This is a genomic window from Pseudomonas sp. BF-B-30, from assembly GCF_019956305.1.
Lineage (GTDB): Bacteria > Pseudomonadota > Gammaproteobacteria > Pseudomonadales > Pseudomonadaceae > Aquipseudomonas > Aquipseudomonas jessenii.
In genome coordinates this window covers 292,386-315,342 of sequence record NZ_JAHBDG010000011.1, presented here as the reverse complement: position 1 = coordinate 315,342, position 22,957 = coordinate 292,386, and the positions used below count along the sequence as shown (strand labels likewise).

Sequence of the window (22,957 nt, the reverse complement as noted above, 5' to 3'; positions counted from 1 at the left end):
TCAGGCTTCCTGCCGTTGACGGGCGAGCATCAGCCGTGGAAGCAGCAGGGCGCCCAGGTGATAAAGCGCCAGCAGGGCAATGGCAGCGCCCAGCGGCCACCAGAACAGATCGCGTTTGGGCTGGTGGCTGAGGGTTTTCACCTGATGCGGGGTGAGTTTGTCCAGGGTGCTGTAGACCTGATCCAGGGCATTGCGGTCTTCGGCGCGGAAGAAACGCCCGCCCGTGGCTTGGGCAATGTCCTGCAAGCCTTGCAGGTTGACCCTGGCTTCGCCCTCGGCAGTCGGGTCGCCGATGCCGATGGTGTGAATCACCACGCCTTTGGCCGCGGCCATGGCGGCCGCGTGATCCGGGGTAATGGCGCTGCTGGTGTCATTGCCGTCAGTGAGCAGGATCAGCACTTTTTCCTGCTCGTGGGCCTGGGCCAGCAGTTTCAGGCTCAGGCCGATGGCGTCGCCGATGGCGGTGTTGGGGCCGGCCATGCCGATGCCGGTGTCGTCCAGAAGTAGCGACAGGCTGGCGTGGTCCAGGGTCAGCGGTGCCTGTGGATAGGCACCTGTGCCGAACACGATCAGTCCGATTCGATCGTCTTTACGTTTGTCGATGAACCCGTGCACCACTTCCTTGACTGCGGCCAGGCGATTGATTTTCTGGCCGTTGGCGTCGGTGAAATCGGTGGTTTCCATCGACTGGGAAATGTCGATGGCCAGCATCAGGTCCCGCACCGGCTGCTGACGCTCGATGGGCTTTTCCACCAACACCGGCCGACTTGCCGCCACCAGCAACAGCGTCCAGACCAGCAGATTCAGGAGCAATTGCCAGCGGTTGCTGCGGGTGCCGGCCTGGCTCGGTGCCTGGCCGACGGCGCGGCTCATCGCCCCGAAAAACGGTACACGCACGGCGCTGCGCGCTTCGCGGTAGTCGGACAGGTAGCGATAGCCGAACCACGGCAGCGGCAGCAGGATCAGCAGCCAGGGGTAATCAAGCTGCCACATGATGACGCTCCACCCAGGTTTTGCAGGTGCTGAACAGCTGTTGGCGCTGTTCATTGGGCATGGCCCGCAATGTTGCGTCGGGGGCGTAGGCCAGCAGCGACAGTTGTTGGCTGAAGTCGACGGGTAGCGGCTGTTTACTGTGCCGCTGCAAAAATGCCTGCCAGTCCTCTTTCCCCAACGCCGCTGGAGACCCCTGTGGGAGCGGCGGTGCGACGATTCGACTTGCTCGCGAATGCGTCCGGTCAGTCGACATGGATGTTGCGTTTAAGGCCCTCTTCGCGAGCAAGCCCGCTCCCACAGGGGATGCGTAGGGCATGGAAAGGGCCACGCGCTTGAGCAACTCAGGAAGCTCGCGCAACGCATTCAGGTCATTGCTGCGCTGCTGCAATTCCTCCAGCCGCACCAACGCCTCGCGCCGATAGCGATCGCGCCGCCATTGCCGGTAGCGCCGCGCGCCGGTCACCCCCAACGTAACGATCAACAACGCCAGCAACGCCCACCACCCCCAGGTTTGCGGTGCATAACTGACCGGCGCCGGCAGCGCCATTTCCTTGAGCTGGTCGATGCTCGGGATAGCGGGGTTCATCGGCGCCCTCCGGTAAGCTTGCCCAGTTCGGCGCGCAGTTGTTCGTGGGCTTCTGTTGCGGTGCTGAACATCATCAGTGGCACCTGGCTGCGGCGCAGCAAAGTCGCGACGTCCTTGAGCCGCCCGCTGAGAAAGTCTCCGAGGGGTTGGTGCACCTGTTGCCGATCCACCGCCAGCTCCACCTGCAATTGCCCTTGGGTGACCAGCACGCGGCCGTTTTTCGGCAGGTTAAGCGCAAGCGGGTCATACACCTGCGTGGCAATTACATCGTTGTGCGCCGCCAGTTGCCGCATCAGTTGCAAGGTGCGTTCGCCGGCCCCGGCGAAGTCGCTGACGATGCAGATCAGGTGATCGTGACCGGCCACGGCCAGGCAATGCTGCAGGACCTTGTCGAGCTGGTCTTCGCCCTCGGCGTCCGGGTTGGCGGCATTGAGCGCCTGGTTCTGCTGGGCGATGCGGCTGCACAGCGCTTCGATCCGTTTGCGGCTGCGCAGCGGGGCGATGCTGTCGATGCGTTGATCGTTGAAGACCAGTCCACCGACGCGGTCGCCGGCGTTGAACACCATCCACGCCGCCAGGGCGCCGAGCTCGGCGGCGACCGCGGATTTGAAGCTGCGTTGCGAACCAAAGAACATCGACATGCGCTGGTCGACGAGGATCAGCGCCGGGCGGTCGCGCTCTTCGGTGAATGTCCGTACCACCGGTTTGCCGGTGCGCAGGGATGCGCGCCAATCGAGGTGGCGCAGGTCATCGCCGGGCTGGTATCGACGCAGCTCATCGAAGTTCAGGCCCCGGCCACGCAAACGCGAAGCGTGGTTGCCGGCCAGGATGCTGCCCTGGGGCTGACGCGCCAGAAAACTCAGGTCACGGGCCTTGAACTCCAGGGCCATCAACTGCGCCAGAGAGACATACACCAGGCCATCAATGTTCACGCAGGAATCGCCACTTTATCGAGCAGACGGTCGAGCACCTGATCGGCGCTCACACCATCGGCCACCGCGTCGTAGCTCAGTTGCAGACGATGGCGCAGCACCGGGTGCACCACGGCGCGGACGTTGTCCGGAGAAACGAAATCCTGGCCCTGCAACCAGGCGTCCGCCCGAGCGCAGCGGTCCAGACCGATGCCGCCGCGAGGGCTGGCGCCGATGCTGATCCAGCGCCCGAGGTCGGCGTCGTAATCGGCCGGGTGGCGAGTGGCGTTGATCAGGTCGATCAGGTAACGGTCGATGGCCGGGGAGACGTGCACGGCACTGACTTCTCGGCGCGCGCCGAACACCACGTCCTGAGACAACGAGAATCCCTGCACCGCAGCGGTCCTGGCGCCGAGGGCCTGTTCTTCTTCGCGCAGCAGACGCAGCACCTGGCTTTCGTTTTCCGCGCTCGGGTAATCGAGCAACACTTTCATCAGGAAGCGGTCCATCTGCGCTTCCGGCAGCGGGTACGTGCCTTCCTGTTCGATCGGGTTCTGAGTCGCTACCACAATGAACAGTTCCGGCAGCGCATGGCTGTTGCCGGCCACGGTGATCTGGCGTTCTTCCATGGCTTCGAGCAACGCCGCCTGGACCTTGGCCGGTGCACGGTTGATTTCGTCGGCGAGAATCAGGTTGCCGAACAGCGGGCCGGGCTGGAAGCGGATTTCGTTCTTGCCTTCGACCTGATGCAGCACCTCGGCGCCGGTGATGTCCGACGGCAGCAAATCCGGGGTGAACTGAATGCGGCTCATCTTCGCGTCCAGGTGTTTGGCCAATGCTTTCACCGTACGGGTCTTGGCCAGGCCGGGCAGGCTTTCCAGCAGCAGGTGACCGTTGGCCAGCAGGCCCACAAGGATTTGTCGAATGACCTGATCCTGGCCGAGCACGGCTTCGGCGATGCTGGCTTGCAGGGCATTGAGGTCGTTGAGTGCGGTCATGGGGTCTCCTAGAAAAACGCCAGGGTCATGTTGACGCTGAAACCATTGCCTTCAGGCCGGTTCTTGGTATCGAACTCCGGGACCCAGCGAGCACTGATATTGGCCTGGGCGTCGGCGAACTTGCCGGTCCAGCCCACTGTCGGGCCAGCGCCCACGGAGCGCCCGCGAAAGCCACTGGTTGCGCCGGATCCGGAGTCATCGGTGAGCTGCTGGATATAGCCTGCCACCATGCCGGCGTTCCAGCCGTTGCCGAATCCATGGGTCCACAGTGCATCGAGGGTGAAAATGTTGCCGTTGCGATAATCCGTGGCGTCGTTCTCGGTGTAGAACTCCAGGCCGCTCGACAGGGTGAATTCGCCGCCCTTGCCATCCAGGTGGGTGAACGCCACGGTAGGCATGAAGGTGTAATTGTTCTGCCCGGGGTTGGCCAGGCGATCGACGTTGTAGGCGCCTGTCGGCACGTAGATCGGCAGCGAGAGCGAGATGTGGTTGAGTTCGTCGAAGTGGTAGCCAGCCGCGATCGGGGTCACCAGCATGTCGGCGAACTGGGTGCCGGTGTCCGAGGTGCCCAGTGTACGGCCACGGGGGCCGGTCACGTTGGCGGTGATGTCGGTATACTGCACTGGCACGCCTATGGCCGAGGCATAGTTCCAGGGACCTTTGCCGGTGTCCCAGACATGGGTGAAGTTGGCCATGGTGTAGGAAACCTTCATGTCCAGCCCGGTACTGATGGCACCCACGATCGGCACTTGAGCGCTGCCCTTGAGTTCGCCGTCGTACCAGATGCTGGTCAGGGACATGACCCAACCCGGCTCCGGGGGCACGATCCCTGCGTTGGAAAACACTTGCTGCCCGGTGATGGGGCGACCGACACCACCTTCGGCCGCCAGTACCAATGGACTACCGCTGACCATGCACAGCGCCAACAAGGGGCGCACTACGAGAGGCCTGAACATGCCTGACTCCGTTTATTGTTTTGGGGTGACAGGAGTCAGCAACGGCATGTGCCATTGGCCGTTGGTGACTTCCGGTTTTGGCAGATACAAACGCAAAATCCCGTAGAACGGACCACCCCAGTTCATCCTGCTCGGCGGTCGGCGCAGTGATTTGCGGGCCGATGCCCAGCTGCACGCCTTCGGTCTTGAGCAGGAAAATGTCGAATACGTTCAGGTCGCCGATGCCGGTGCTGTAGCCGTTGTGCGGATCGGGTCGGGTGCTGACGGGAAGCGTGACGCGCAGCAACTGCGGGACGCCTATGACGTCATTGGCTGCCATCGGAAGGGCGCCGCGCAGCAGCGCATCATTGGTGTGAGCGTTGGTATCGAACAGCTTGGGTGTGTAGTAATCCTGCAGGTTTATACCGGGTGCCAGGTTCAGCGGGTTGTTGCTTTTGTTGGCGGTCTCGGCGTTATCCGCGTGAGCACAAAAAGCAGGTGCGAGTGAAGTCACCCATACAAAGGCGTACTTCCGCAAAATCTTAGACATTAATCCCCCCGTTCCCTGGTGGCTGATTGGGCAGATGGCCCCTGAACCTGGCCGTAACTGCGTAATCCCTTTCCGATCAAGCCTGTAGGACTCGTCAGATGAACTTAGCAGTTAACTGCGGGTTAACCAGTAGGAAGGATTAATTCTTTCGTTTTGTGGGCGGTTTCTCGTGAATTTCGTGTACTAAAAAGTTAATACGGATCAAGCGTTTGCCCAAACAAGTTAAGTAACTATCTAGCCGATGCAGGAGCGAGCCTGCTCGCGAAGGCGGCCTGTCAGTCAATATAAGCGTTGGATATGACGACCTCTTCGCGAACAGGCTCGCTCCCACAGGAAACTGAAGCAACAGCCGGTTCAGTCAACCTCAGTTCTTCTTCGCCTGTTCCCAAACCCGCTGTTCCTGCTCACGCAGTTCTGGTGTGAACTCTGCACCAAAATCTTCCGCTTCAAACACCTGGCGAATCTCGATCTCGGCCTCGGTGCCAGGCATCGGGTTGGGGCAGCGCTTGACCCATTCGATGGCTTCTTCTTTGGACTTCACTTTCCACAACCAGAAACCGGCAATCAGTTCCTTGGTTTCGATGAAGGGGCCGTCGATCACTGTGCGTTTGTCACCTGAAAACTTTATACGAGCGCCTTTGCTGCTTGGGTGCAGGCCTTCGCCCGCGAGCATGATGCCGGCCTTCACCAGTTCTTCGTTGTAGTTACCCATGGCGGTCAGCAGTTCCTGGCTGGGCATCACGCCGGCTTCGGAATCCTGGCTGGCCTTGATGATGATCATGAATCGCATGGTTTTTCTCCATTGGGGGGTAAGTGAGTTACTTGATAGTCGAATGATCAGCGCCTGAATCGACAACCCTCTAACAAAAAACTGCAACAGATTTTAGTGATACCCCAAGGGGATGCATGGGGCTTTGGTGTGATGGTAGCCTGCGGGTCCCTCGGCCAATGGATTGCCACTGCTCATGCCTGTCCTGGAGCTCACGACCCTCATCCCCAACCGCTCGCCTGGGCAAGTCCTCGACTTCTGCCTCGAAGGCGTGAACTTCCCGAAAATCTTCCCCGAACGCATCACACCGCTGGGCGATATCGACCTGAATAACCTGCACATCGAGGCAGGTCGACAGTTTCGTTTCAGGCACTGGATGTTCAATGTTCTTCCGTCGAACTGGACGGTGGTGATCCGTGAGGTCGGTGAGTGGCATTTCATCGACGAAATGCTCAACGGGCCGATGCGCGCCTTTCGTCATGAACATCGGGTCGCAGCGGGAGAGGGCGGTACGCTATACACCGACCGGGTGACGTATTCGGCGATTGGCGGCGCGCCGGTGGAGTGGTTGCTGGTCAATGGCTATATGCGACGGATTTTCGAGGCGCGCCACCGCAATATGTTGCGGTTGCTCAAATAACACCGCTGTCCCTGTGGGAGCGGCGGTGCGGCGATCCGACTTGCTCGCGAAAGCGATCTGTCAGTCCCGGCGATGCTGAATGTGCTGCCGTATTCGCGAGCAAGCCCGCTCCCACAGGGTCTTGTGGTGTATGGGAGGGCACGTGTATCCAATTTTGTGCTCTGATACATGACAATTTATGTTTGACCATAGGTCGTCGGACAATTTCGTGGTTAACTTCGGCCTCGTCAAAATTCTCCACCACAACGTTCAGAAGGACTCCGTTCATGGCTCAAGTCACTCTCAAAGGCAACCCGGTTCAAGTCAACGGCCAACTGCCACAAGCCGGTTCCAAGGCGCCAGCCTTTTCCCTGGTTGCCGGCAATCTGTCCGACGTCACCCTGAAGGACTTTGCCGGCAAGCGCAAAGTGCTGAACATCTTCCCAAGCGTTGATACCCCGACCTGCGCCACCTCCGTGCGCCAGTTCAACGCCAAGGCCAGCAGCGTCGACAACACTGTCGTGCTGTGCATCTCCGCTGACCTGCCGTTCGCCCAGGCCCGTTTCTGCGGCGCCGAAGGCCTGGAAAACGTACAGAACCTGTCGACCCTGCGTGGTGCCGAGTTCATCCAGAACTACGGCGTGGCCATCGCCGACGGCCCGCTCAAAGGCTTGACCGCTCGTGCCGTCGTGGTTCTGGACGAAAACGACAACGTGCTGCACAGCGAACTGGTTGGCGAAATCGCTGACGAGCCGAACTATGACGCGGCACTTGCTGTTCTGAAATAAGCCGGGCTTTACAATGTTTAACGGCCTGGCCCTGTCCAGGCCGTTTTCATTTGTGTTTCAGTGTCTTGGATAATTCTCCTGTTACGTAAGCCGAAGGTAAATTGCCGGTAAAGGCGCTTTGCTTAAAACCCGCCAGTGCTTATCGTTCAGCCTCATGTAAAAAAGCCCACGCGCCCAATGGTTGATCACTCAATGCAATCCTCCGTTTCCCGTAGTCCTCGTCGCTGGCTGTTCGGCCTGCTTGTCCTGTTGGTCATCGCTGGCCTGTGCTGGAAATTCTGGCCCGGCAGCGCTGCACCCAAAGAGGCTGCGGGGCAGAAAGCCGTCGCCGGGCATACCGGCAGGTCGGGCGGGATGCGCCCGGGATTCGGTGGCGCGTCCGGGCCGGTGCCGGTGCGAGTGGCTCCGGCAGTCAAGGGTGATTTCCCGCTGTATTTCAAGGCTCTGGGCACGGTTACGGCGCTGAACACCATCAATGTCCGCAGTCGCGTTGGCGGTGAGTTGGTCAAGATCTATTTCGAAGAAGGGCAGATGGTCAAGGCCGGCGACATGCTCGTCGAAATAGACCCGCGCCCTTACCAGAATGCCTTGCTTCAAGCCGAGGGCACCTTGCTGCAGAATCAGGCGCAGCTGAAAAACGCCCAGGTCGACGTCGAGCGTTATCGCGGCCTGTACCGCGAAGACAGTATTGCCAAGCAGACCCTGGACACCGCCGAAGCGCTGGTCGGTCAGTTCCAGGGCACGGTCAAGACCAATCAGGCGGCGGTCAACGACGCCAGGCTCAACCTCGAATTCACCAGGATCCGCGCTCCGATCACCGGTCGCGTCGGCCTGCGTCAACTGGACGTCGGCAACCTGGTAGCGGCCAATGACACTACCGCATTGGCGATCATCACCCAGACCCAACCGATCAGCGTGGCCTTCACCCTGCCGGAAAACAGCCTCGACACCGTGCTGGCCCGTTATCGCAGCGGCGCCAAACTGCCGGCTGAAGCCTGGGACCGCGGTGATACCAAACTGCAAGCCACGGGCGTGCTGCAGAGCCTGGACAACCAGATCGACGTCACCACCGGCACCCTGAAATTCAAGGCCCGTTACGAGAACCGCGATCAGTCGCTGTTCCCCAACCAGTTCGTCAATGTGCGCCTGTTGGCCGACACCCTCAAAGACGTGGTACTGGTGCCTTCCGCCGCGATCCAGTTCGGCACCAACGGCACGTTCGCCTATGTCCTGGACGGTGACAAGAAGGTCAAGATCCGTCAGTTGAAAGTCGGCGCCAGCGACGGCCTGAACACTGTGGTCACCGAAGGACTGTCGGCGGGCGATCGGGTCGTATTGGAAGGCACTGACCGCCTGAAAGACGGCAGCGATGTGGAGGTGGTCAACGACAGCCAGGACGTGCCGACCACGCCGACCGAACACCTGCAAGGCAAATCGGCGGTCAACGCGGCTGAGCCTGCGACCACCGACAAGGCGAAAAAGGGCGGCGCATGAATCTCTCGCGGCTGTTCATCCTTCGCCCGGTAGCCACCACGCTGAGCATGCTGGCGATTATCCTGGCCGGCGTCATCGCCTACCGGTTGCTGCCGGTGTCGGCGTTGCCCCAGGTCGATTACCCGACCATTCGCGTCATGACCTTGTACCCCGGCGCCAGTCCGGATGTCATGACCAGCGCGGTGACCGCGCCACTTGAGCGGCAGTTCGGGCAGATGCCCGGCCTGACGCAAATGGCGTCCACCAGTTCCGGCGGCGCGTCGGTGCTGACCCTGCGGTTCAGCCTCGACATCAACATGGACGTGGCCGAGCAGCAAGTGCAGGCGGCGATCAACGCCGCGACCAACCTGTTGCCCAAGGACCTGCCGGCACCGCCGGTGTACAACAAGGTCAACCCGGCCGATACGCCGGTGCTGACCCTGGCCATCACTTCCAAGACCATGTTGTTGCCCAAGCTCAACGATCTGGTCGATACGCGCATGGCGCAGAAGATTGCCCAGATCAGTGGCGTCGGCATGGTCAGCATTGCCGGTGGTCAACGCCAGGCCGTGCGGATCAAGGTCAATCCCGAGGCTTTGGCGGCCAACGGCCTGAACCTGTCGGATGTGCGCACGCTGATCGGCGCCTCCAACGTCAACCAGCCCAAAGGCAACTTCGACGGCCCGACCCGGGTCTCGATGCTCGATGCCAACGATCAACTGACGTCGCCCAAGGACTACGCCAACCTGATCCTGGCCTACGCCAACGGCGCGCCGTTGCGGCTCAAGGACGTGGCGGAGATTGTCGACGGCGCCGAGAACGAGCGGCTCGCCGCGTGGGCCAACGAGAACCAGGCCGTGCTGCTGAACATCCAGCGTCAGCCCGGCGCCAACGTGATCGAGGTGGTGGACCGGATCAAGGCCCTGCTGCCGAGCATCACCGATAACCTGCCGGCCGGCCTCGACGTGGTGGTGCTGACCGACCGCACCCAGACCATCCGCGCCTCGGTCAAGGACGTGCAGCACGAATTGCTGATCGCCATCGCCCTGGTGGTCATGGTCACCTTCCTGTTCCTGCGTCGCGCCAGCGCCACGATCATTCCGTCGGTGGCCGTGCCGCTGTCGCTGATCGGTACGTTCGGCGTGATGTACCTGGCTGGGTTCTCGGTCAATAACCTGACCCTGATGGCCCTGACCATCGCCACCGGTTTCGTGGTGGACGATGCGATCGTCATGCTGGAGAACATTTCGCGTTTCATCGAGGAGGGCGACAGCCCGCTGAACGCGGCGCTCAAGGGCGCCAAGCAGATCGGTTTCACCCTGATCTCCCTGACGTTGTCGCTGATCGCCGTGCTGATCCCGCTGCTGTTCATGGCGGACGTGGTCGGGCGGTTGTTCCGCGAATTTGCCATTACGCTGGCGGTAGCGATCCTGATTTCCCTGGTCGTTTCCCTGACCCTGACGCCGATGATGTGCGCGCGGTTGCTCAAGCGTGAACCCAAGGAAGCAGAGCAGGGCCGCTTCTACCGTGCCAGCGGTGCGTTCATCGACTGGATGATCGCCGCCTACGGGCGCAAGTTGCAGTGGGTGCTCAAGCACCAGCCGCTGACCTTGATGGTGGCCATTGGCACCTTGGCGCTGACGGTATTGCTGTACATGGTGGTGCCCAAGGGCTTCTTCCCGGTGCAGGACACCGGCGTCATCCAGGGCATTTCCGAAGCGCCGCAATCGATTTCCTTCGCCGCCATGAGCGAGCGCCAGCAGGAACTGGCCAAGGTCATCCTGGCCGACCCGGCGGTCGAGAGCCTGTCCTCCTACATTGGCGTGGATGGCGACAACTCGACCCTCAACAGCGGCCGGTTGCTGATCAACCTCAAGTCGCACAACGACCGCGACCTGAGCGCCATGCAAGTGATTGCCCGCCTGCAACCGGAACTGGACAAACTGGTCGGCATCCGCCTGTTCATGCAGCCGGTGCAGGACCTGACCATCGAAGACCGGGTCAGCCGCACGCAGTATCAGTTCAGCATGTCGTCGCCGGACTCGGAGCTGCTGAGCCTGTGGAGCGGGCGTCTGGTCGAGGCTTTGGCCGACCGGCCGGAATTGACCGACGTCGCCAGCGATTTGCAGGACAAGGGCTTGCAGGTCTATCTGGTGATTGACCGCGATGCGGCGTCGCGGGTTGGTGTGTCGGTGTCGAACATCACCGATGCGCTGTACGACGCCTTTGGTCAGCGGCAGATTTCCACGATCTATACCCAGGCCAGTCAGTACCGCGTGGTGCTGCAATCGCAGTCAGGGGAGAAGATCGGCCCGCAGGCGCTGGAGCAGATTCACGTCAAGACCACCGATGGCGGTCAGGTACGCCTGTCCAGCCTGGCGCATGTCGAGGAGCGTCAGGCGCAACTGGCGATCACCCACATCGGCCAGTTCCCGGCGGTGATGATGTCCTTCAACCTCGCGCCCGGCGTGGCGCTGGGGCATGCGGTCGAGATCATCGAGCAGGTGCAGAAGGACATCGGCATGCCGATTGGCGTGCAGACCCAGTTCCAGGGCGCGGCGCAGGCGTTCCAGGCTTCGTTGTCGAGCACCTTGCTGCTGATCCTGGCGGCGGTGGTGACCATGTACATCGTGCTGGGTGTGCTCTACGAGAGCTACATCCACCCGATCACCATTCTTTCGACCTTGCCTTCGGCGGCGGTGGGCGCCTTGCTGGCGTTGATCCTCAGCGGCAACGACCTGGGCATGATCGCGATCATCGGCATCATCCTGTTGATCGGCATCGTGAAGAAGAACGCGATCATGATGATCGACTTCGCCCTCGACGCCGAGCGCAACCAGGGCATGGACCCGCAAACGGCGATCTATCAGGCGGCATTGCTGCGTTTCCGGCCGATCCTGATGACCACCCTGGCGGCTTTGTTCGGTGCCGTGCCGTTGATGCTGGCCACCGGTTCCGGCGCGGAACTGCGCCAACCGCTGGGTCTGGTGATGGTCGGCGGCCTGTTGTTGAGTCAGATTCTGACGCTGTTCACTACGCCTGTGATCTACCTGTACTTCGACCGTCTCGGTCGGCGTTTTGGCAAGTCCGACGCTCAGGAGGCGACGGTATGACGCCCCGCAGAACCTGTGGGAGCGGGCTTGCTCGCGAAGGCGTCCGGTCAGTCGACAGGGATGTTGAATGCAAGGCCCTCTTCGCGAGCAAGCCCGCTCCCACAGGGGGGCAGCAGGGCTCGTGGGTTGGTGCGGGGGGCAATCATCGATGAACCTTTCCGGCCCTTTCATCAAGCGCCCGGTCGCGACCATGCTGCTGAGCCTGGCGATCATGCTGCTGGGCGGCGTGAGCTTCGGTTTGCTGCCCGTGTCGCCGCTGCCGCAAATGGACTTTCCGGTGATCGTGGTCCAGGCCAGCCTGCCCGGGGCCAGCCCCGAGGTGATGGCGTCGACCGTGGCCACGCCTTTGGAGCGTTCTTTCGGCAGCATTGCCGGGGTCAACACCATGAGCAGCCGGTCCAGCCAGGGTTCGACCCGGGTGATCCTGCAATTCGACCTGGACCGCGACATCAACGGCGCGGCGCGGGAAGTGCAGGCAGCGATCAATGCCTCGCGCACCCTGCTGCCGAGCGGGATGCGCAGCATGCCGACCTACAAGAAGGTCAACCCGTCCCAGGCGCCGATCATGGTGCTGTCGCTGACGTCGGATGTGCTGGAAAAAGGCCAGCTCTATGACCTGGCATCGACCATCCTGTCCCAGAGCCTGTCCCAGGTACAGGGCGTCGGCGAGGTGCAGATCGGCGGCAGTTCGTTGCCGGCGGTACGTATCGAGCTTGAACCGCAGTCATTGAACCAGTACGGCGTGGCCCTGGACGATGTGCGCAACACCATCGCCAATGCCAACGTGCGCCGGCCCAAGGGCTCGGTGGAAGACGATCAGCGGCTGTGGCAGGTCCAGGCCAACGATCAGCTGGAAAAAGCCAAGGACTACGAGTCGCTGATCATCCACTACAACGGTGGCGCGGCCCTGCGCCTGAAGGATGTGGCCAAGGTCAGCGATGGCGTCGAGGACCGTTACAACAGCGGTTTCTTCAACGACGACGCGGCGGTGCTGCTGGTGATCAACCGCCAAGCCGGTGCGAACATCATCGAGACGGTCAACGAGATCAAGGCCCAGCTGCCGGCGTTGCAGGCGGTGCTGCCGGCCAGCGTCAAGCTGAACCTGGCGATGGACCGCTCGCCGGTGATCAAGGCCACGCTGCACGAGGCGGAAATGACCCTGCTGATCGCCGTGGCGCTGGTGATCCTGGTGGTGTTCCTGTTCCTCGGTAACTTCCGTGCCTCGCTGATCCCGACCCTGGCGGTGCCGGTGTCGCTGGTCGGCACTTTTGCCGTGATGTACCTCTACGGTTTTTCGCTGAACAACCTGTCGCTGATGGCGCTGATCCTGGCCACCGGGCTGGTGGTGGACGATGCCATCGTGGTGCTGGAGAACATTTCCCGGCACATCGACGAAGGCGTGCGGCCGATGAGGGCCGCGTACCTCGGCGCCCAGGAAGTCGGTTTTACCTTGCTGTCGATGAACGTGTCGCTGGTGGCGGTGTTCCTGTCGATCCTGTTCATGGGCGGGATCATCGAAAGCCTGTTCCGCGAATTCTCCATCACCCTGGCGGCGGCCATCGTGGTCTCGCTGGTGGTGTCGTTGACCCTGACCCCGATGCTCTGCGCTCGCTGGCTCAAGCCGCACACGCCGGGGCAGGAGAACCGCCTGCAACGCTGGAGCCGGCGGACCAACGACTGGATGGTCGGCAAATATGCCACCAGCCTCGACTGGGTACTGCGCCACAAGCGCCTGACCTTGTTCAGCCTGTTCGTGACAATTGGTGTGAACATTGCGTTGTATGTTGTTGTTCCTAAAACATTTTTACCGCAGCAAGATACCGGTCAGCTGATCGGTTTCGTGCGCGGCGACGACGGCCTGTCGTTCAGCGTGATGCAGCCGAAGATGGAGATTTTCCGCCGTGCGGTGTTGAAGGATGAGGCGGTAGAAAGCGTCGCCGGGTTCATTGGCGGCAATAACGGCACCAACAACGCCTTCATGCTGGTGCGCCTCAAGCCGATCAAGGAGCGCAGCATTTCCGCGCAGAAAGTCATCGAACGCCTGCGCAAGGAAATGCCCAAGGTTCCCGGGGCACAACTGATGCTCATGGCGGACCAGGACCTGCAATTCGGTGGTGGCCGTGAGCAGACCACCTCGCAATACTCGTACATCCTGCAGAGCGGGGATCTGGGGGCATTGCGCGAGTGGTATCCGAAAGTCGTCACCGCGCTCAGGGCCTTGCCGGAGCTGACGGCGATCGATGCGCGGGAAGGCCGGGGCGCCCGCCAAGTGACCCTGATCGTCGACCGAGACCAGGCCAAGCGTCTGGGTGTCGACATGGACATGGTCACGGCGGTGCTGAACAACGCCTACAGTCAGCGGCAGATTTCGACCATCTACGACAGTCTTAATCAGTACCAGGTGGTGATGGAGGTCAATCCGAAATACGCCCAGGACCCGATCACCCTCACGCAAGTCCAGGTGATCACCGCTGACGGCGCGCGAATCCCGCTGTCGACCATCGCCCATTACGAAAACAGCCTGGAAAACGACCGGGTCAGCCACGAAGGCCAGTTTGCTTCGGAGAGCATTGCCTTCGACATGGCCGAAGGCGTGACCGTGGAGCAGGGCGGTGCCGCCATCGAGCGGGCGATTGCCAAGGTCGGCCTGCCGGAAGACGTGATCGCGAAAATGGCCGGCACAGCCAACGCTTTCGCGGCGACCCAAAAAAGTCAGCCGTGGATGATTCTGGGGGCGCTGGTGGCGGTGTATCTGGTCTTGGGTGTGCTGTACGAAAGCTACATTCACCCGCTGACGATTCTCTCGACCCTGCCGTCGGCCGGGGTCGGCGCGTTGCTGTCGATCTATACGCTGGGCGGCGAGTTCAGCCTGATTTCGTTGCTGGGGCTGTTTCTGCTGATCGGCGTGGTGAAGAAAAACGCGATCCTGATGATCGACCTGGCGTTGCAACTGGAACGAAACCAGGGCATGGCACCGCTGGAATCGATCCGCAGCGCCTGCCTGCAACGTTTGCGACCTATCCTGATGACCACCCTGGCGGCGATCCTCGGTGCCTTGCCGTTGCTGCTGAGCCGCGCCGAAGGGGCGGAAATGCGCCAGCCGCTGGGCCTGACCATCATTGGCGGGCTGATTTTCAGCCAGGTACTGACGCTTTACACCACCCCGGTGGTTTACCTCTATCTCGACAACCTGCGCCATCGCTTCAATAAATGGCGCGGGGTGCGTACTGATGTTGCTCTGGAAACTCCGCTATGACTGACCGTTCGCTTTTCAACCTGGCTGCACCGCTGATCACGGCTCGAGGCTCGCGCCTGTTGAGCCTGTCACTGTGCGTGGCGATGCTCAGTGCCTGCGCCGTCGGCCCGGATTACCAGCGCCCGCAAACCGCCGAGCCTGCGCAGTACAAGGCAGCGGAGGGCTGGCGTCAGGCCAACCCGAGCGATGCCCTGGCGCGTGGCGCGTGGTGGGAGTTGTATGGCGACCGGCAACTCAACGACCTGATCGAAAAACTCAACAGCGCCAACCAGACCGTCGCCCAGTCCGAAGCGCAGTACCGCCAGGCCCAGGCCCTGGTGCGCAGTGCACGCGGGGCGTTTTTCCCGACAGTGGACCTGAACGTCAGCAAGAACCGTTCAAGCCAGGGCACCGGCAGCAGCAGTTCCAGCCTGAGCAGTTCGTCCAGCGGTATTCGCGACACGTACTCGGCCCAGGCGGGCGTCAGTTGGGAAGCGGACGTATGGGGCAAGCTGCGCCGAGGCCTCGAAGCCGACACCGCCAATGCCCAGGCAAGCTTTGCCGATCTGGCGGCCATGCGCCTGAGTCAACAGTCGGAGCTGGTGCAGAATTACCTGCAACTGCGCGTGATCGATGGCCAGAAACGCTTGCTCCAGGACACGGTCGAGGCATACCAGCGTTCGTTGAAGATGACCGAAAACCAATACCGCGCAGGCGTATCGGGCAAGGACGCGGTGGCCCAGGCCCAGACACAGCTCAAAAGCACCGAAGCCGATCTGATCGACCTGATCTGGCAACGCGCCCAGTTCGAGAACGCCATCGCTGTGCTGATCGGCCTGCCGCCGGCCGAGTTCAGCCTGGCGCAAAGCCAGGACATCCCGCAATTACCGCAAGTACCGCTGGCGCTGCCTTCTCAGTTGCTGGAGCGTCGCCCGGACATCGCTTCGGCCGAGCGCTCGGTGATGGCCGCCAACGCCAACATCGGTGTGGCCAAGGCCGCCTATTACCCGGACCTGACCCTGAGCTTGAACGGTGGTTACAGCAGCAGTACCTCGAAAGACTTGTTCAGCCTGCCGAACCGCTTCTGGTCGGTCGGACCGCAATTGGCCATGACCCTGTTCGACGGTGGTCAGCGCTCGGCGGAAGTCGACCGCAGTGAAGCGGCTTATGACGAAACGGTGGCCAAGTACCGCCAGACCGTACTGGACGGATTCCGCGAAGTGGAAAACTACCTGGTGCAGCTCAAGGTGCTTGAGGATGAAGCCGTCGTGCGCCAACAGGCACTGGATGCCGCCCGTGAATCGTTGCGCCTGACCCAGAACCAGTACAAGGCCGGTTTGATCGCGTACATCGATGTGGTGGTGACCCAGGCGGCGGCGCTGAACAATGAACGCAGCAACCTGGACCTGTTGCAAAGCCGCCTGATAGCCAGTGTGCAGTTGATTGCCGCGTTGGGGGGTGGCTGGGACGGGCAGCTGAGGTGAGCGAAAACCGATAGCGCAGCTGCAATCCCTGTGGGAGCGAGCTTGCTCGCGATAGCAGTGGGTCAGGCAACATCCATGCTGAATGTGGCGCAGCCATCGCGAGCAAGCTCGCTCCCACAGGTTTTGTGCTCTCGACTCCTTCCTTGTGGCAGGTGCCAGCAGCTTGAAGCAAGTTAATGTAAAACCTTAAAACAAGCGTTTCATCGGACTGATGGCCCTTTGCTCATTTTGTGAGTGCGTTCTCATTTGGAATCAGTACAATCGCCGCATTTGCCCCCACCCGAGAATGAAAGCCATTAACAAGGGGGCTTTCGCGAGAAGTCTCCATGCTCATCGGCAGCTATTCCCCCTCTCTGGTCATCATTTCGCTCTGTGTAGCGATTCTCGCCTCATACACCGCACTCGACCTGACCGGACGCATTGCCACCGCCAAAGGCCGCGCCGTGCATTTATGGACTGCGGGCGGGGCCGTTGCCATGGGCATCGGCATCTGGTCGATGCACTTTATCGGCATGCTCGCGTTCAAGTTGCCGATCGACCTGGGGTACGACGGGACCATCACCCTGTTGTCGTTGCTGATCGGCGTGCTCTCCAGCGGCTTTGCGCTGTGGCTGGTCAGCCAGCCGCAATTGCCGGCCTGGCAACTGGCCTTTGGCGCGTTGGTCATGGGCGCCGGCATCAGCGCGATGCACTACACCGGCATGGCCGCCATGCGCATGCAACCGGGCATCGACTATGACCCGACGCTGTTCGGCGCCTCGCTGCTGATCGCTGTCGGTGCTTCGGGCGCAGCATTGTGGATCGCTTTCCATCTGCGCCAGCACACGCCTTATGTCCGTCTGATCCGTGGTGGCGCCGCCGTGATCATGGGCATCGCCATCGTCGGCATGCACTACACCGGGATGGCCGCCGCACGCTTTGCCGACGGCAGTTTCTGTGGCGCGGCGGTCAATGGATTGAGCGGCAATGGCCTGGACAACCTGGTGCTGATCACCACGTTGGCGGTGCTGAGCATTGCCCTGCTGACCTCGATCCTCGATGCACGCCTGGAGGCTCGCACCGCGAGCCTGGCCCAGTCGCTGACCGAGGCCAACCGTGAGCTGACCCAATTGGCCCTGCACGACACCCTCACCGGGTTGCCGAACCGGACCTTGCTCGCCGATCGAATCGATCAGGCCATGTCGCGGGTCCGGGAAGAAGGGGGGTGCTTTGCCCTGATGTTCATCGACCTGGACGGCTTCAAACCGGTCAACGATGCCTTCGGCCACCACATGGGTGATCTGTTGTTGCGCGAAGTGGCCCTGCGCCTGCGCGAAGACTTGCGCAGCCAGGACACCCTGGCACGGATCGGCGGCGATGAGTTCGTGTTGCTGGTGCAATTGAGCGAACAGAACGACGCCTTGAACCTGGCGGCCCGTCAGGTCGGGTTGATCGCGCGTGCGTTCCGGGTTGCCGAACATGATTTGCACATTTCCGCCAGCGTCGGCATCGCGCTCTACCCGGGTAACGGGCAGTCCGCCCACGAACTGCTGATGAACGCCGACGCGGCGATGTACCACGCCAAGGGCGCGGGTAAAAACGGCTACAGCTTTTTCGATGTCTCGATGAACAACAACGCCCGCAAGCAGCTGCAATTGCTGCAGGATCTGCGCAATGCCGTGGAACAGCAGGAGTTCAGCCTGCATTACCAACCCAAGTTCGACGCCGCCAATGGCCGGCCGGTGGGCGCCGAGGCCTTGTTGCGCTGGGAACACCCGACTCAAGGAATGCTGTTGCCGGACAAATTCATCGAGCTGGCGGAAAAAACCGGGCTGATCATTCCGATCGGCGAGTGGGTGCTCAACGAAGCCTGCCGTCAGATGCGCGAGTGGTACGTGTTGGGCTACACCGACTGGCGCATCGCGGTGAACCTTTCGGCCATTCAGTTTTGCCATGCCGGGCTGGTCCAGAGCGTTGCCAAGGCGCTGGCGACGCACCATCTGCCACCCAACAGCCTGACCCTGGAAATCACCGAAACCACCGCCATGAGCGATGCCGATGCGAGCATGACGGTGCTGCAGGAACTGTCGGAAATGGGTGTCGACCTGTCCATCGACGATTTTGGTACCGGCTATTCGAGCTTGATGTACCTCAAGCGCCTGCCGGCCAACGAGCTGAAGATCGACCGCGGTTTTGTCCGGGACCTGGAGCGCGACAGCGATGACGCCGCCATCGTTTCGGCCATCGTCGCCCTCGGGCAAGCGCTGGGGTTGCGCATCGTCGCCGAAGGCGTGGAAACCGGTGTGCAGCAGGACTTCCTGACTCAGCTCGGCTGCGATTCGTTGCAGGGTTACCTGCTGGGGCATCCGCTGCCGGCCGCAGGTTTCATGGTGGAAATCCATCGCGGGGAGCAGTTGGTCGAGCAGTTGAAAGCCAGTGCCAGGCGCGAGATGTCGATGACATGACAGCCGATGTGAAGCCATGCAAAAACCGCCAATGGCGGTTATTCTTGCCCCCGACCGCTTAAGCTTTGATTGGGGGAAAGCTCGCATGGACAAAGTCATCGTCATCACCGGCGGTAGCCGCGGCATCGGTGCCGCCACCGCTCTGTTGGCCGCCGCGCAGGGCTATCGGATCTGCATCAATTATCAGGCGGACGAACAGTCTGCATTCGGCGTGCTGGAGCAAGTCCGCGCCCTCGGTGCGCAAGCCATTGCGGTACGGGCCGACGTCAGCATCGAAGACGAAGTGATCGCGCTGTTCAATCGGGTGGACAGTGAGCTGGGGCGGGTCACCGCGCTGGTGAACAACGCCGGCACCGTCGGGCAGAAGTCCCGGGTCGACGAGATGTCCGAGTTCCGGATTCTCAAAATCATGAAAACCAACGTCCTGGCGCCGATGCTCTGTGCCAAGCACGCGATCCTGCGCATGTCGCCCAGGCACGGCGGGCAGGGCGGCAGCATCGTCAACGTATCGTCGGTCGCCTCGCGTTTGGGATCGCCCAACGAGTACGTGGATTACGCAGCGTCCAAAGGCGCGCTGGACACCTTCACCATCGGCCTGTCCAAGGAAGTGGCGGGTGAGGGGATTCGGGTCAACGCCGTGCGTCCGGGTTACATCTACACCGATTTCCATGCCTTGAGCGGCGATCCGGATCGGGTCAGCAAGCTGGAATCGGCGATTCCGATGGCGCGGGGCGGCCGTCCGGATGAAGTGGCGGAGGCGATTGTCTGGTTGTTGTCGGACAAGGCTTCTTATGCGACGGGGACTTTTGTTGATCTTGGTGGTGGGCGTTGATCTGAGGTTTGCGTTGTCAGTGCTGGCCTCTTCGCGGGCAAGCCCGCTCCCACAGGGTTCCGTGGTGTACGCAAAGTCTGTGAACACCGGAGATTCCTTGTGGGAGCGGGCTTGCTCGCGAAGGCAATAGACCTGGCGACACCTGCTTATCAGAACGACCGCACAATCCGCCCCAACGTCTCCATCGCCTTCTCCGAGTCCTCGGTCCACGGGCTGCCGTAATTCAACCGAATACAATTCCTGAAGCGCTGGGTCGGTGAAAAGATCGGCCCCGGTGCAATGCTGATGCCTTGCGCCAATGCCATCTGGAACAACTTCAACGAATCCATCTGCTGTGGCAATTCCAGCCACAGAAAGTACCCGCCGGCCGGTTGGCTGACCCGCGTCTGCGCCGGGAAATAGCGGGTGATGGCGGCGAGCATGGCGCTTTGCTGGTCTTCCAGGGCGTGGCGCAATTTACGCAGGTGCCGGTCGTAGCCGCCGTGTTGCAGGTAATCGGCGATTGCCGCCTGGGCCGGCATCGAGGCGCACAGCGAGGTCATGAGTTTCAGCCGTTCGATTTTCTGTGCGTAACGCCCGGCAGCCACCCAGCCGATGCGGTAGCCAGGGGCCAGGCTCTTGGCGAATGAACCACAGTGCATCACCAGGCCTTCGGTATCAAAGGCCTTGGCCGGTTTCGGTGCTTGCTGGCCGTAATAGAGTTCGGCGTAGACATCGTCTTCGATCAGCGGCACCTGGTGGCGCCGCAACAATTCCACAAGCTGCTGTTTCTTGGCCTCGGGCAGGGTCGCGCCCATGGGGTTCTGGAAACTGGTCATGCACCAGCAGGCCTTGATCGGATGCCGTTCCAGGGTTTGCTCGAGCACGCCAAGGTCGATGCCATCGCGCGGGTGCACGGGAATTTCCACGGCCTTGAGTTTCAGGCGTTCGAGTACTTGCAGACAGGCGTAGAACGCCGGGGCTTCGATGGCCACCAGATCGCCAGGTTCGGTCACCGCTTGCAGGCAAAGGTTCAGGGCTTCGAGGGCGCCGTTGGTGATCAGCAGTTCCTCCATGGGCAACATCAGCCCGCCGACCATATAGCGCAGGGCGATTTGCCGGCGCAGTTGCGGGTTGCCCGGCGACATGTCGGTGACCACCATGCGCGGATCCATGTCGCGGCTGGCGCTGGCCAGGGAGCGGGACAAACGTTGCAGGGGAAACAGCGTCGGGCTGGGAAACGCCGAGCCGAAGGGCACGGTGTTCGGGTCCTTGATCGAGTCGAGCACCGAAAACACCAGTTCGCTGACGTCGACTTCCGTCGACTCGTTGACCTCATTGCTGATCACCGGCTCGGAAAACGGCCGGGGTGCGTGGGCGTTGACGAAATAGCCGGAGCGCGGTCGAGCGCGGATCAGGCCGCGACGCTCCAGCAGGTAATAGGCCTGGAACACCGTCGACGGGCTGACCCCGTAGGTCTGGCTGGCGTAGCGCACCGACGGCACCCGCTGGCCGGGACCCAGGACGCCGGAGCGGATCAGTTCTGCGATGTCGTCGGCGAATTTTTCGTAGCGTTTCATCGGTGTCCCGCAATGGAGTCGGTTCGATTAATTGTGGCGAGGGGGCTTGCCCCCGTTGGACTGCGCAGCAGTCCCATTTTGGGGCGGCTTCGCGACCCAACGGGGGCAAGCCCCCTCGCCACAGTGGATTGCATTGCCAAAACAAGACTGCACTTCACCAAGGTCAGCATCTTAAAGGCTCAGCGATTCATTGGCGCCACAAACCGGCTCTTCGCCACGCTGTAGACGCCAGGCTCATCGCTGTCGACCACCTTGAAGCCGATGCTCTGTGAACTGCTGGCCGGACGCTCCGTGAGCATCGCCACTGACACCGGCACATCGACAATCTCGCCTGGCGCCAGGCTGAATTCGGTCCTGCCCTGCAACTGGAAATCCTCGGCATCCACCAGGCTCAATTGATAGTCCTGACGCTGCTGGGTTTTGTTGATCACCTTCAGACTGTAGATGTTCTCGATCTGCCCCTGGCTGTTCTCGCGGAACAGGCCCCGGTCCTTGCTGACATCAAGGGACACCATCGGTCGTTCCACCAGCGCCATCACCAGGGCAGCGATCATCACCAGCAGCACGGCGGTGTAGCCGATCAGGCGTGGGCGCAGCAGGTGTGTCTTGCCACCCTGCAACTGATGCTCGGAGGTGTAGCTGATCAACCCTGGGGCGTAGCCCATTTTGTCCATGATCGAGTCACAGGCGTCGATGCACGCCGCACAACCGATACATTCCATCTGCAAGCCGTCGCGGATATCGATGCCGGTGGGGCAGACCTGTACGCACAGCTGGCAGTCGATGCAATCACCCAGCCCGACCTCGGCCGGTTTGACTTCGCGCTTGCGTGGGCCACGACTCTCGCCACGGGCCACGTCGTAGGAAATGGTCAGGGTGTCCTTGTCGAACATCACGCTCTGGAATCGCGCGTAGGGACACATGTGCATGCACACCGCTTCACGCAGCCAACCGGCATTGATGTACGTGGCGCCGGTGAAAAACAGCACCCAGAACAGGCTGACGCCACTCATCTGGAAGGTCAGCAGCTCTTCGGCCAACGGTCGGATCGGCGTGAAGTAGCCGACGAAGGTCAGGCCGGTCAGCAGGCTGATGGCCAACCACAAGGTGTGCTTGGCCGCGCGACGCATCAGCTTGTTCAGGCCCCACGGCGCGGCTTGCAACTTGATCCGCTGGTTGCGTTCGCCTTCGGTGATCTTCTCGCACCACATGAAGATCCAGGTCCATGAACTTTGTGGGCAGGCGTAGCCGCACCAGACCCGGCCCGCGAACACGGTGATCGCAAACAGGCCGAACGCGGCAATGATCAACAACGCCGAGAGCAGGATGAAGTCCTGCGGCCAGAAGGTCGCGCCGAAGATATGGAACTTGCTTTGCGAAAGATCCCAGAGCACCGCCTGGCGGCCGCCCCAGTTCAGCCACACGGTGCCGAAAAACAGCACAAACAGAAAACCGGCGCCGCTGATGCGCAGGTTGCGGAACAACCCGGTGAAGCTGCGGGTGTGGATCAGGTTGTCGCTGGATTTGGCCTTCATCTTGGGGCGCGAAGGCTCGAATGTTTCTACGGTTCGGACGGGGATTCTTTCGCTCATGGTCTTTCGCTCATCAGCCTCCATCAGGCATGAGCACTATGAGCGGCGATCTGTTTGCATAACAGACTCAGGTATT

Annotated in this window: 16 protein-coding genes and 1 pseudogene; 8 read left to right on the top strand and 9 right to left on the bottom strand. The window is 61.4% G+C overall.

Annotated features, from left to right (window positions below):
* From KGB29_RS07870 to KGB29_RS07840, 7 genes and pseudogenes are all read right to left on the bottom strand, one after another.
* Entirely contained in the window at positions 1 to 993 is a 993-nt protein-coding gene (locus KGB29_RS07870) for a vWA domain-containing protein (protein WP_150813818.1), read from the bottom strand.
* Positions 980 to 1,579 carry a DUF4381 domain-containing protein gene (locus KGB29_RS07865; protein WP_150813817.1) on the bottom strand — a complete coding sequence of 200 codons (600 nt, stop codon included), beginning with the start codon at positions 1,577 to 1,579 and terminating at the stop codon, positions 980 to 982. The genes KGB29_RS07870 and KGB29_RS07865 overlap by 14 nt, the downstream gene beginning before the upstream one ends.
* Positions 1,576 to 2,511: a DUF58 domain-containing protein gene (locus KGB29_RS07860; protein WP_150813816.1), complete on the bottom strand. Its 936-nt coding sequence runs from the start codon at positions 2,509 to 2,511 to the stop codon at positions 1,576 to 1,578. The genes KGB29_RS07865 and KGB29_RS07860 overlap by 4 nt, the downstream gene beginning before the upstream one ends.
* Entirely contained in the window at positions 2,508 to 3,488 is a 981-nt protein-coding gene (locus KGB29_RS07855) for an AAA family ATPase (protein ID WP_150813815.1), read from the bottom strand. Before KGB29_RS07855 ends, KGB29_RS07860 begins: the two co-directional genes overlap by 4 nt.
* A gap of 8 nt (positions 3,489 to 3,496) precedes the next feature.
* The gene (locus KGB29_RS07850; RefSeq protein ID WP_150813814.1) at positions 3,497 to 4,444 is read right to left on the bottom strand and encodes a transporter; all 948 of its coding nucleotides are present in this window, start codon (positions 4,442 to 4,444) and stop codon (positions 3,497 to 3,499) included.
* A gap of 115 nt (positions 4,445 to 4,559) precedes the next feature.
* A pseudogene (locus tag KGB29_RS07845) lies at positions 4,560 to 4,973 on the bottom strand (hypothetical protein); the annotation flags it as partial.
* Positions 4,974 to 5,337: 364 nt separating this feature from the next.
* Positions 5,338 to 5,763, bottom strand: coding sequence for a YciI family protein (locus tag KGB29_RS07840; protein ID WP_057714975.1), 426 nt, complete (start codon positions 5,761 to 5,763; stop codon positions 5,338 to 5,340).
* A 175-nt stretch (positions 5,764 to 5,938) separates the two neighbouring features.
* On the opposite strand from KGB29_RS07840, the gene KGB29_RS07835 reads away from it, so the two are divergent.
* The 8 genes from KGB29_RS07835 (at position 5,939) to KGB29_RS07795 (ending at position 19,730) form a co-directional block, all read left to right on the top strand.
* Complete coding sequence (locus KGB29_RS07835) at positions 5,939 to 6,382, top strand: SRPBCC family protein (RefSeq protein WP_150813813.1); 444 nt, start codon at positions 5,939 to 5,941, stop codon at positions 6,380 to 6,382.
* A gap of 266 nt (positions 6,383 to 6,648) precedes the next feature.
* Positions 6,649 to 7,149 (top strand): thiol peroxidase, encoded by a 501-nt coding sequence (gene tpx, locus KGB29_RS07830; protein WP_057714973.1) that lies wholly within the window; start codon positions 6,649 to 6,651, stop codon positions 7,147 to 7,149.
* 177 nt (positions 7,150 to 7,326) lie between these two features.
* A complete protein-coding gene (locus tag KGB29_RS07825) occupies positions 7,327 to 8,643 on the top strand; it encodes an MdtA/MuxA family multidrug efflux RND transporter periplasmic adaptor subunit (RefSeq protein ID WP_150813811.1) in 1,317 nt (438 codons plus the stop codon).
* Positions 8,640 to 11,735: an MdtB/MuxB family multidrug efflux RND transporter permease subunit gene (locus KGB29_RS07820; RefSeq protein ID WP_150813810.1), complete on the top strand. Its 3,096-nt coding sequence runs from the start codon at positions 8,640 to 8,642 to the stop codon at positions 11,733 to 11,735. The genes KGB29_RS07825 and KGB29_RS07820 overlap by 4 nt, the downstream gene beginning before the upstream one ends.
* 148 nt (positions 11,736 to 11,883) lie before the next feature.
* Positions 11,884 to 14,991 carry an efflux RND transporter permease subunit gene (locus KGB29_RS07810; protein WP_150813245.1) on the top strand — a complete coding sequence of 1,036 codons (3,108 nt, stop codon included), beginning with the start codon at positions 11,884 to 11,886 and terminating at the stop codon, positions 14,989 to 14,991.
* Complete coding sequence (locus tag KGB29_RS07805; RefSeq protein ID WP_150813244.1) at positions 14,988 to 16,454, top strand: efflux transporter outer membrane subunit; 1,467 nt, start codon at positions 14,988 to 14,990, stop codon at positions 16,452 to 16,454. The genes KGB29_RS07810 and KGB29_RS07805 overlap by 4 nt, the downstream gene beginning before the upstream one ends.
* 326 nt (positions 16,455 to 16,780) lie before the next feature.
* Positions 16,781 to 18,898: a putative bifunctional diguanylate cyclase/phosphodiesterase gene (locus KGB29_RS07800; RefSeq protein ID WP_154860070.1), complete on the top strand. Its 2,118-nt coding sequence runs from the start codon at positions 16,781 to 16,783 to the stop codon at positions 18,896 to 18,898.
* A gap of 85 nt (positions 18,899 to 18,983) precedes the next feature.
* A complete protein-coding gene (locus KGB29_RS07795; RefSeq protein ID WP_057714967.1) occupies positions 18,984 to 19,730 on the top strand; it encodes an SDR family oxidoreductase in 747 nt (248 codons plus the stop codon).
* A 149-nt stretch (positions 19,731 to 19,879) separates the two neighbouring features.
* On the opposite strand, the gene mapR is transcribed toward KGB29_RS07795, so the two are convergent.
* Together mapR and ccoG are read right to left on the bottom strand one after the other, a co-directional pair.
* The gene (gene mapR, locus KGB29_RS07785; RefSeq protein ID WP_150813242.1) at positions 19,880 to 21,289 is read right to left on the bottom strand and encodes a GntR family transcriptional regulator MpaR; all 1,410 of its coding nucleotides are present in this window, start codon (positions 21,287 to 21,289) and stop codon (positions 19,880 to 19,882) included.
* A gap of 179 nt (positions 21,290 to 21,468) precedes the next feature.
* Entirely contained in the window at positions 21,469 to 22,881 is a 1,413-nt protein-coding gene (gene ccoG, locus KGB29_RS07780; protein ID WP_150813241.1) for a cytochrome c oxidase accessory protein CcoG, read from the bottom strand.
* Between the last annotated feature and the right edge of the window lie 76 nt (positions 22,882 to 22,957).

Coding starts and splice junctions, on each gene's coding strand:
- KGB29_RS07800 (WP_154860070.1), top strand. CDS start 16,781: ATGCTCATCGGCAGCTATTCCCCCTCTCTGGTCATCATTTCGCTCTGT.
- KGB29_RS07840 (WP_057714975.1), bottom strand. CDS start 5,763: ATGCGATTCATGATCATCATCAAGGCCAGCCAGGATTCCGAAGCCGGC.
- KGB29_RS07820 (WP_150813810.1), top strand. CDS start 8,640: ATGAATCTCTCGCGGCTGTTCATCCTTCGCCCGGTAGCCACCACGCTG.
- KGB29_RS07850 (WP_150813814.1), bottom strand. CDS start 4,444: ATGTTCAGGCCTCTCGTAGTGCGCCCCTTGTTGGCGCTGTGCATGGTC.
- KGB29_RS07805 (WP_150813244.1), top strand. CDS start 14,988: ATGACTGACCGTTCGCTTTTCAACCTGGCTGCACCGCTGATCACGGCT.
- ccoG (WP_150813241.1), bottom strand. CDS start 22,881: ATGAGCGAAAGAATCCCCGTCCGAACCGTAGAAACATTCGAGCCTTCG.
- KGB29_RS07825 (WP_150813811.1), top strand. CDS start 7,327: ATGGTTGATCACTCAATGCAATCCTCCGTTTCCCGTAGTCCTCGTCGC.
- mapR (WP_150813242.1), bottom strand. CDS start 21,289: ATGAAACGCTACGAAAAATTCGCCGACGACATCGCAGAACTGATCCGC.
- KGB29_RS07795 (WP_057714967.1), top strand. CDS start 18,984: ATGGACAAAGTCATCGTCATCACCGGCGGTAGCCGCGGCATCGGTGCC.
- KGB29_RS07865 (WP_150813817.1), bottom strand. CDS start 1,579: ATGAACCCCGCTATCCCGAGCATCGACCAGCTCAAGGAAATGGCGCTG.
- KGB29_RS07870 (WP_150813818.1), bottom strand. CDS start 993: ATGTGGCAGCTTGATTACCCCTGGCTGCTGATCCTGCTGCCGCTGCCG.
- KGB29_RS07855 (WP_150813815.1), bottom strand. CDS start 3,488: ATGACCGCACTCAACGACCTCAATGCCCTGCAAGCCAGCATCGCCGAA.
- KGB29_RS07810 (WP_150813245.1), top strand. CDS start 11,884: ATGAACCTTTCCGGCCCTTTCATCAAGCGCCCGGTCGCGACCATGCTG.
- KGB29_RS07835 (WP_150813813.1), top strand. CDS start 5,939: ATGCCTGTCCTGGAGCTCACGACCCTCATCCCCAACCGCTCGCCTGGG.
- tpx (WP_057714973.1), top strand. CDS start 6,649: ATGGCTCAAGTCACTCTCAAAGGCAACCCGGTTCAAGTCAACGGCCAA.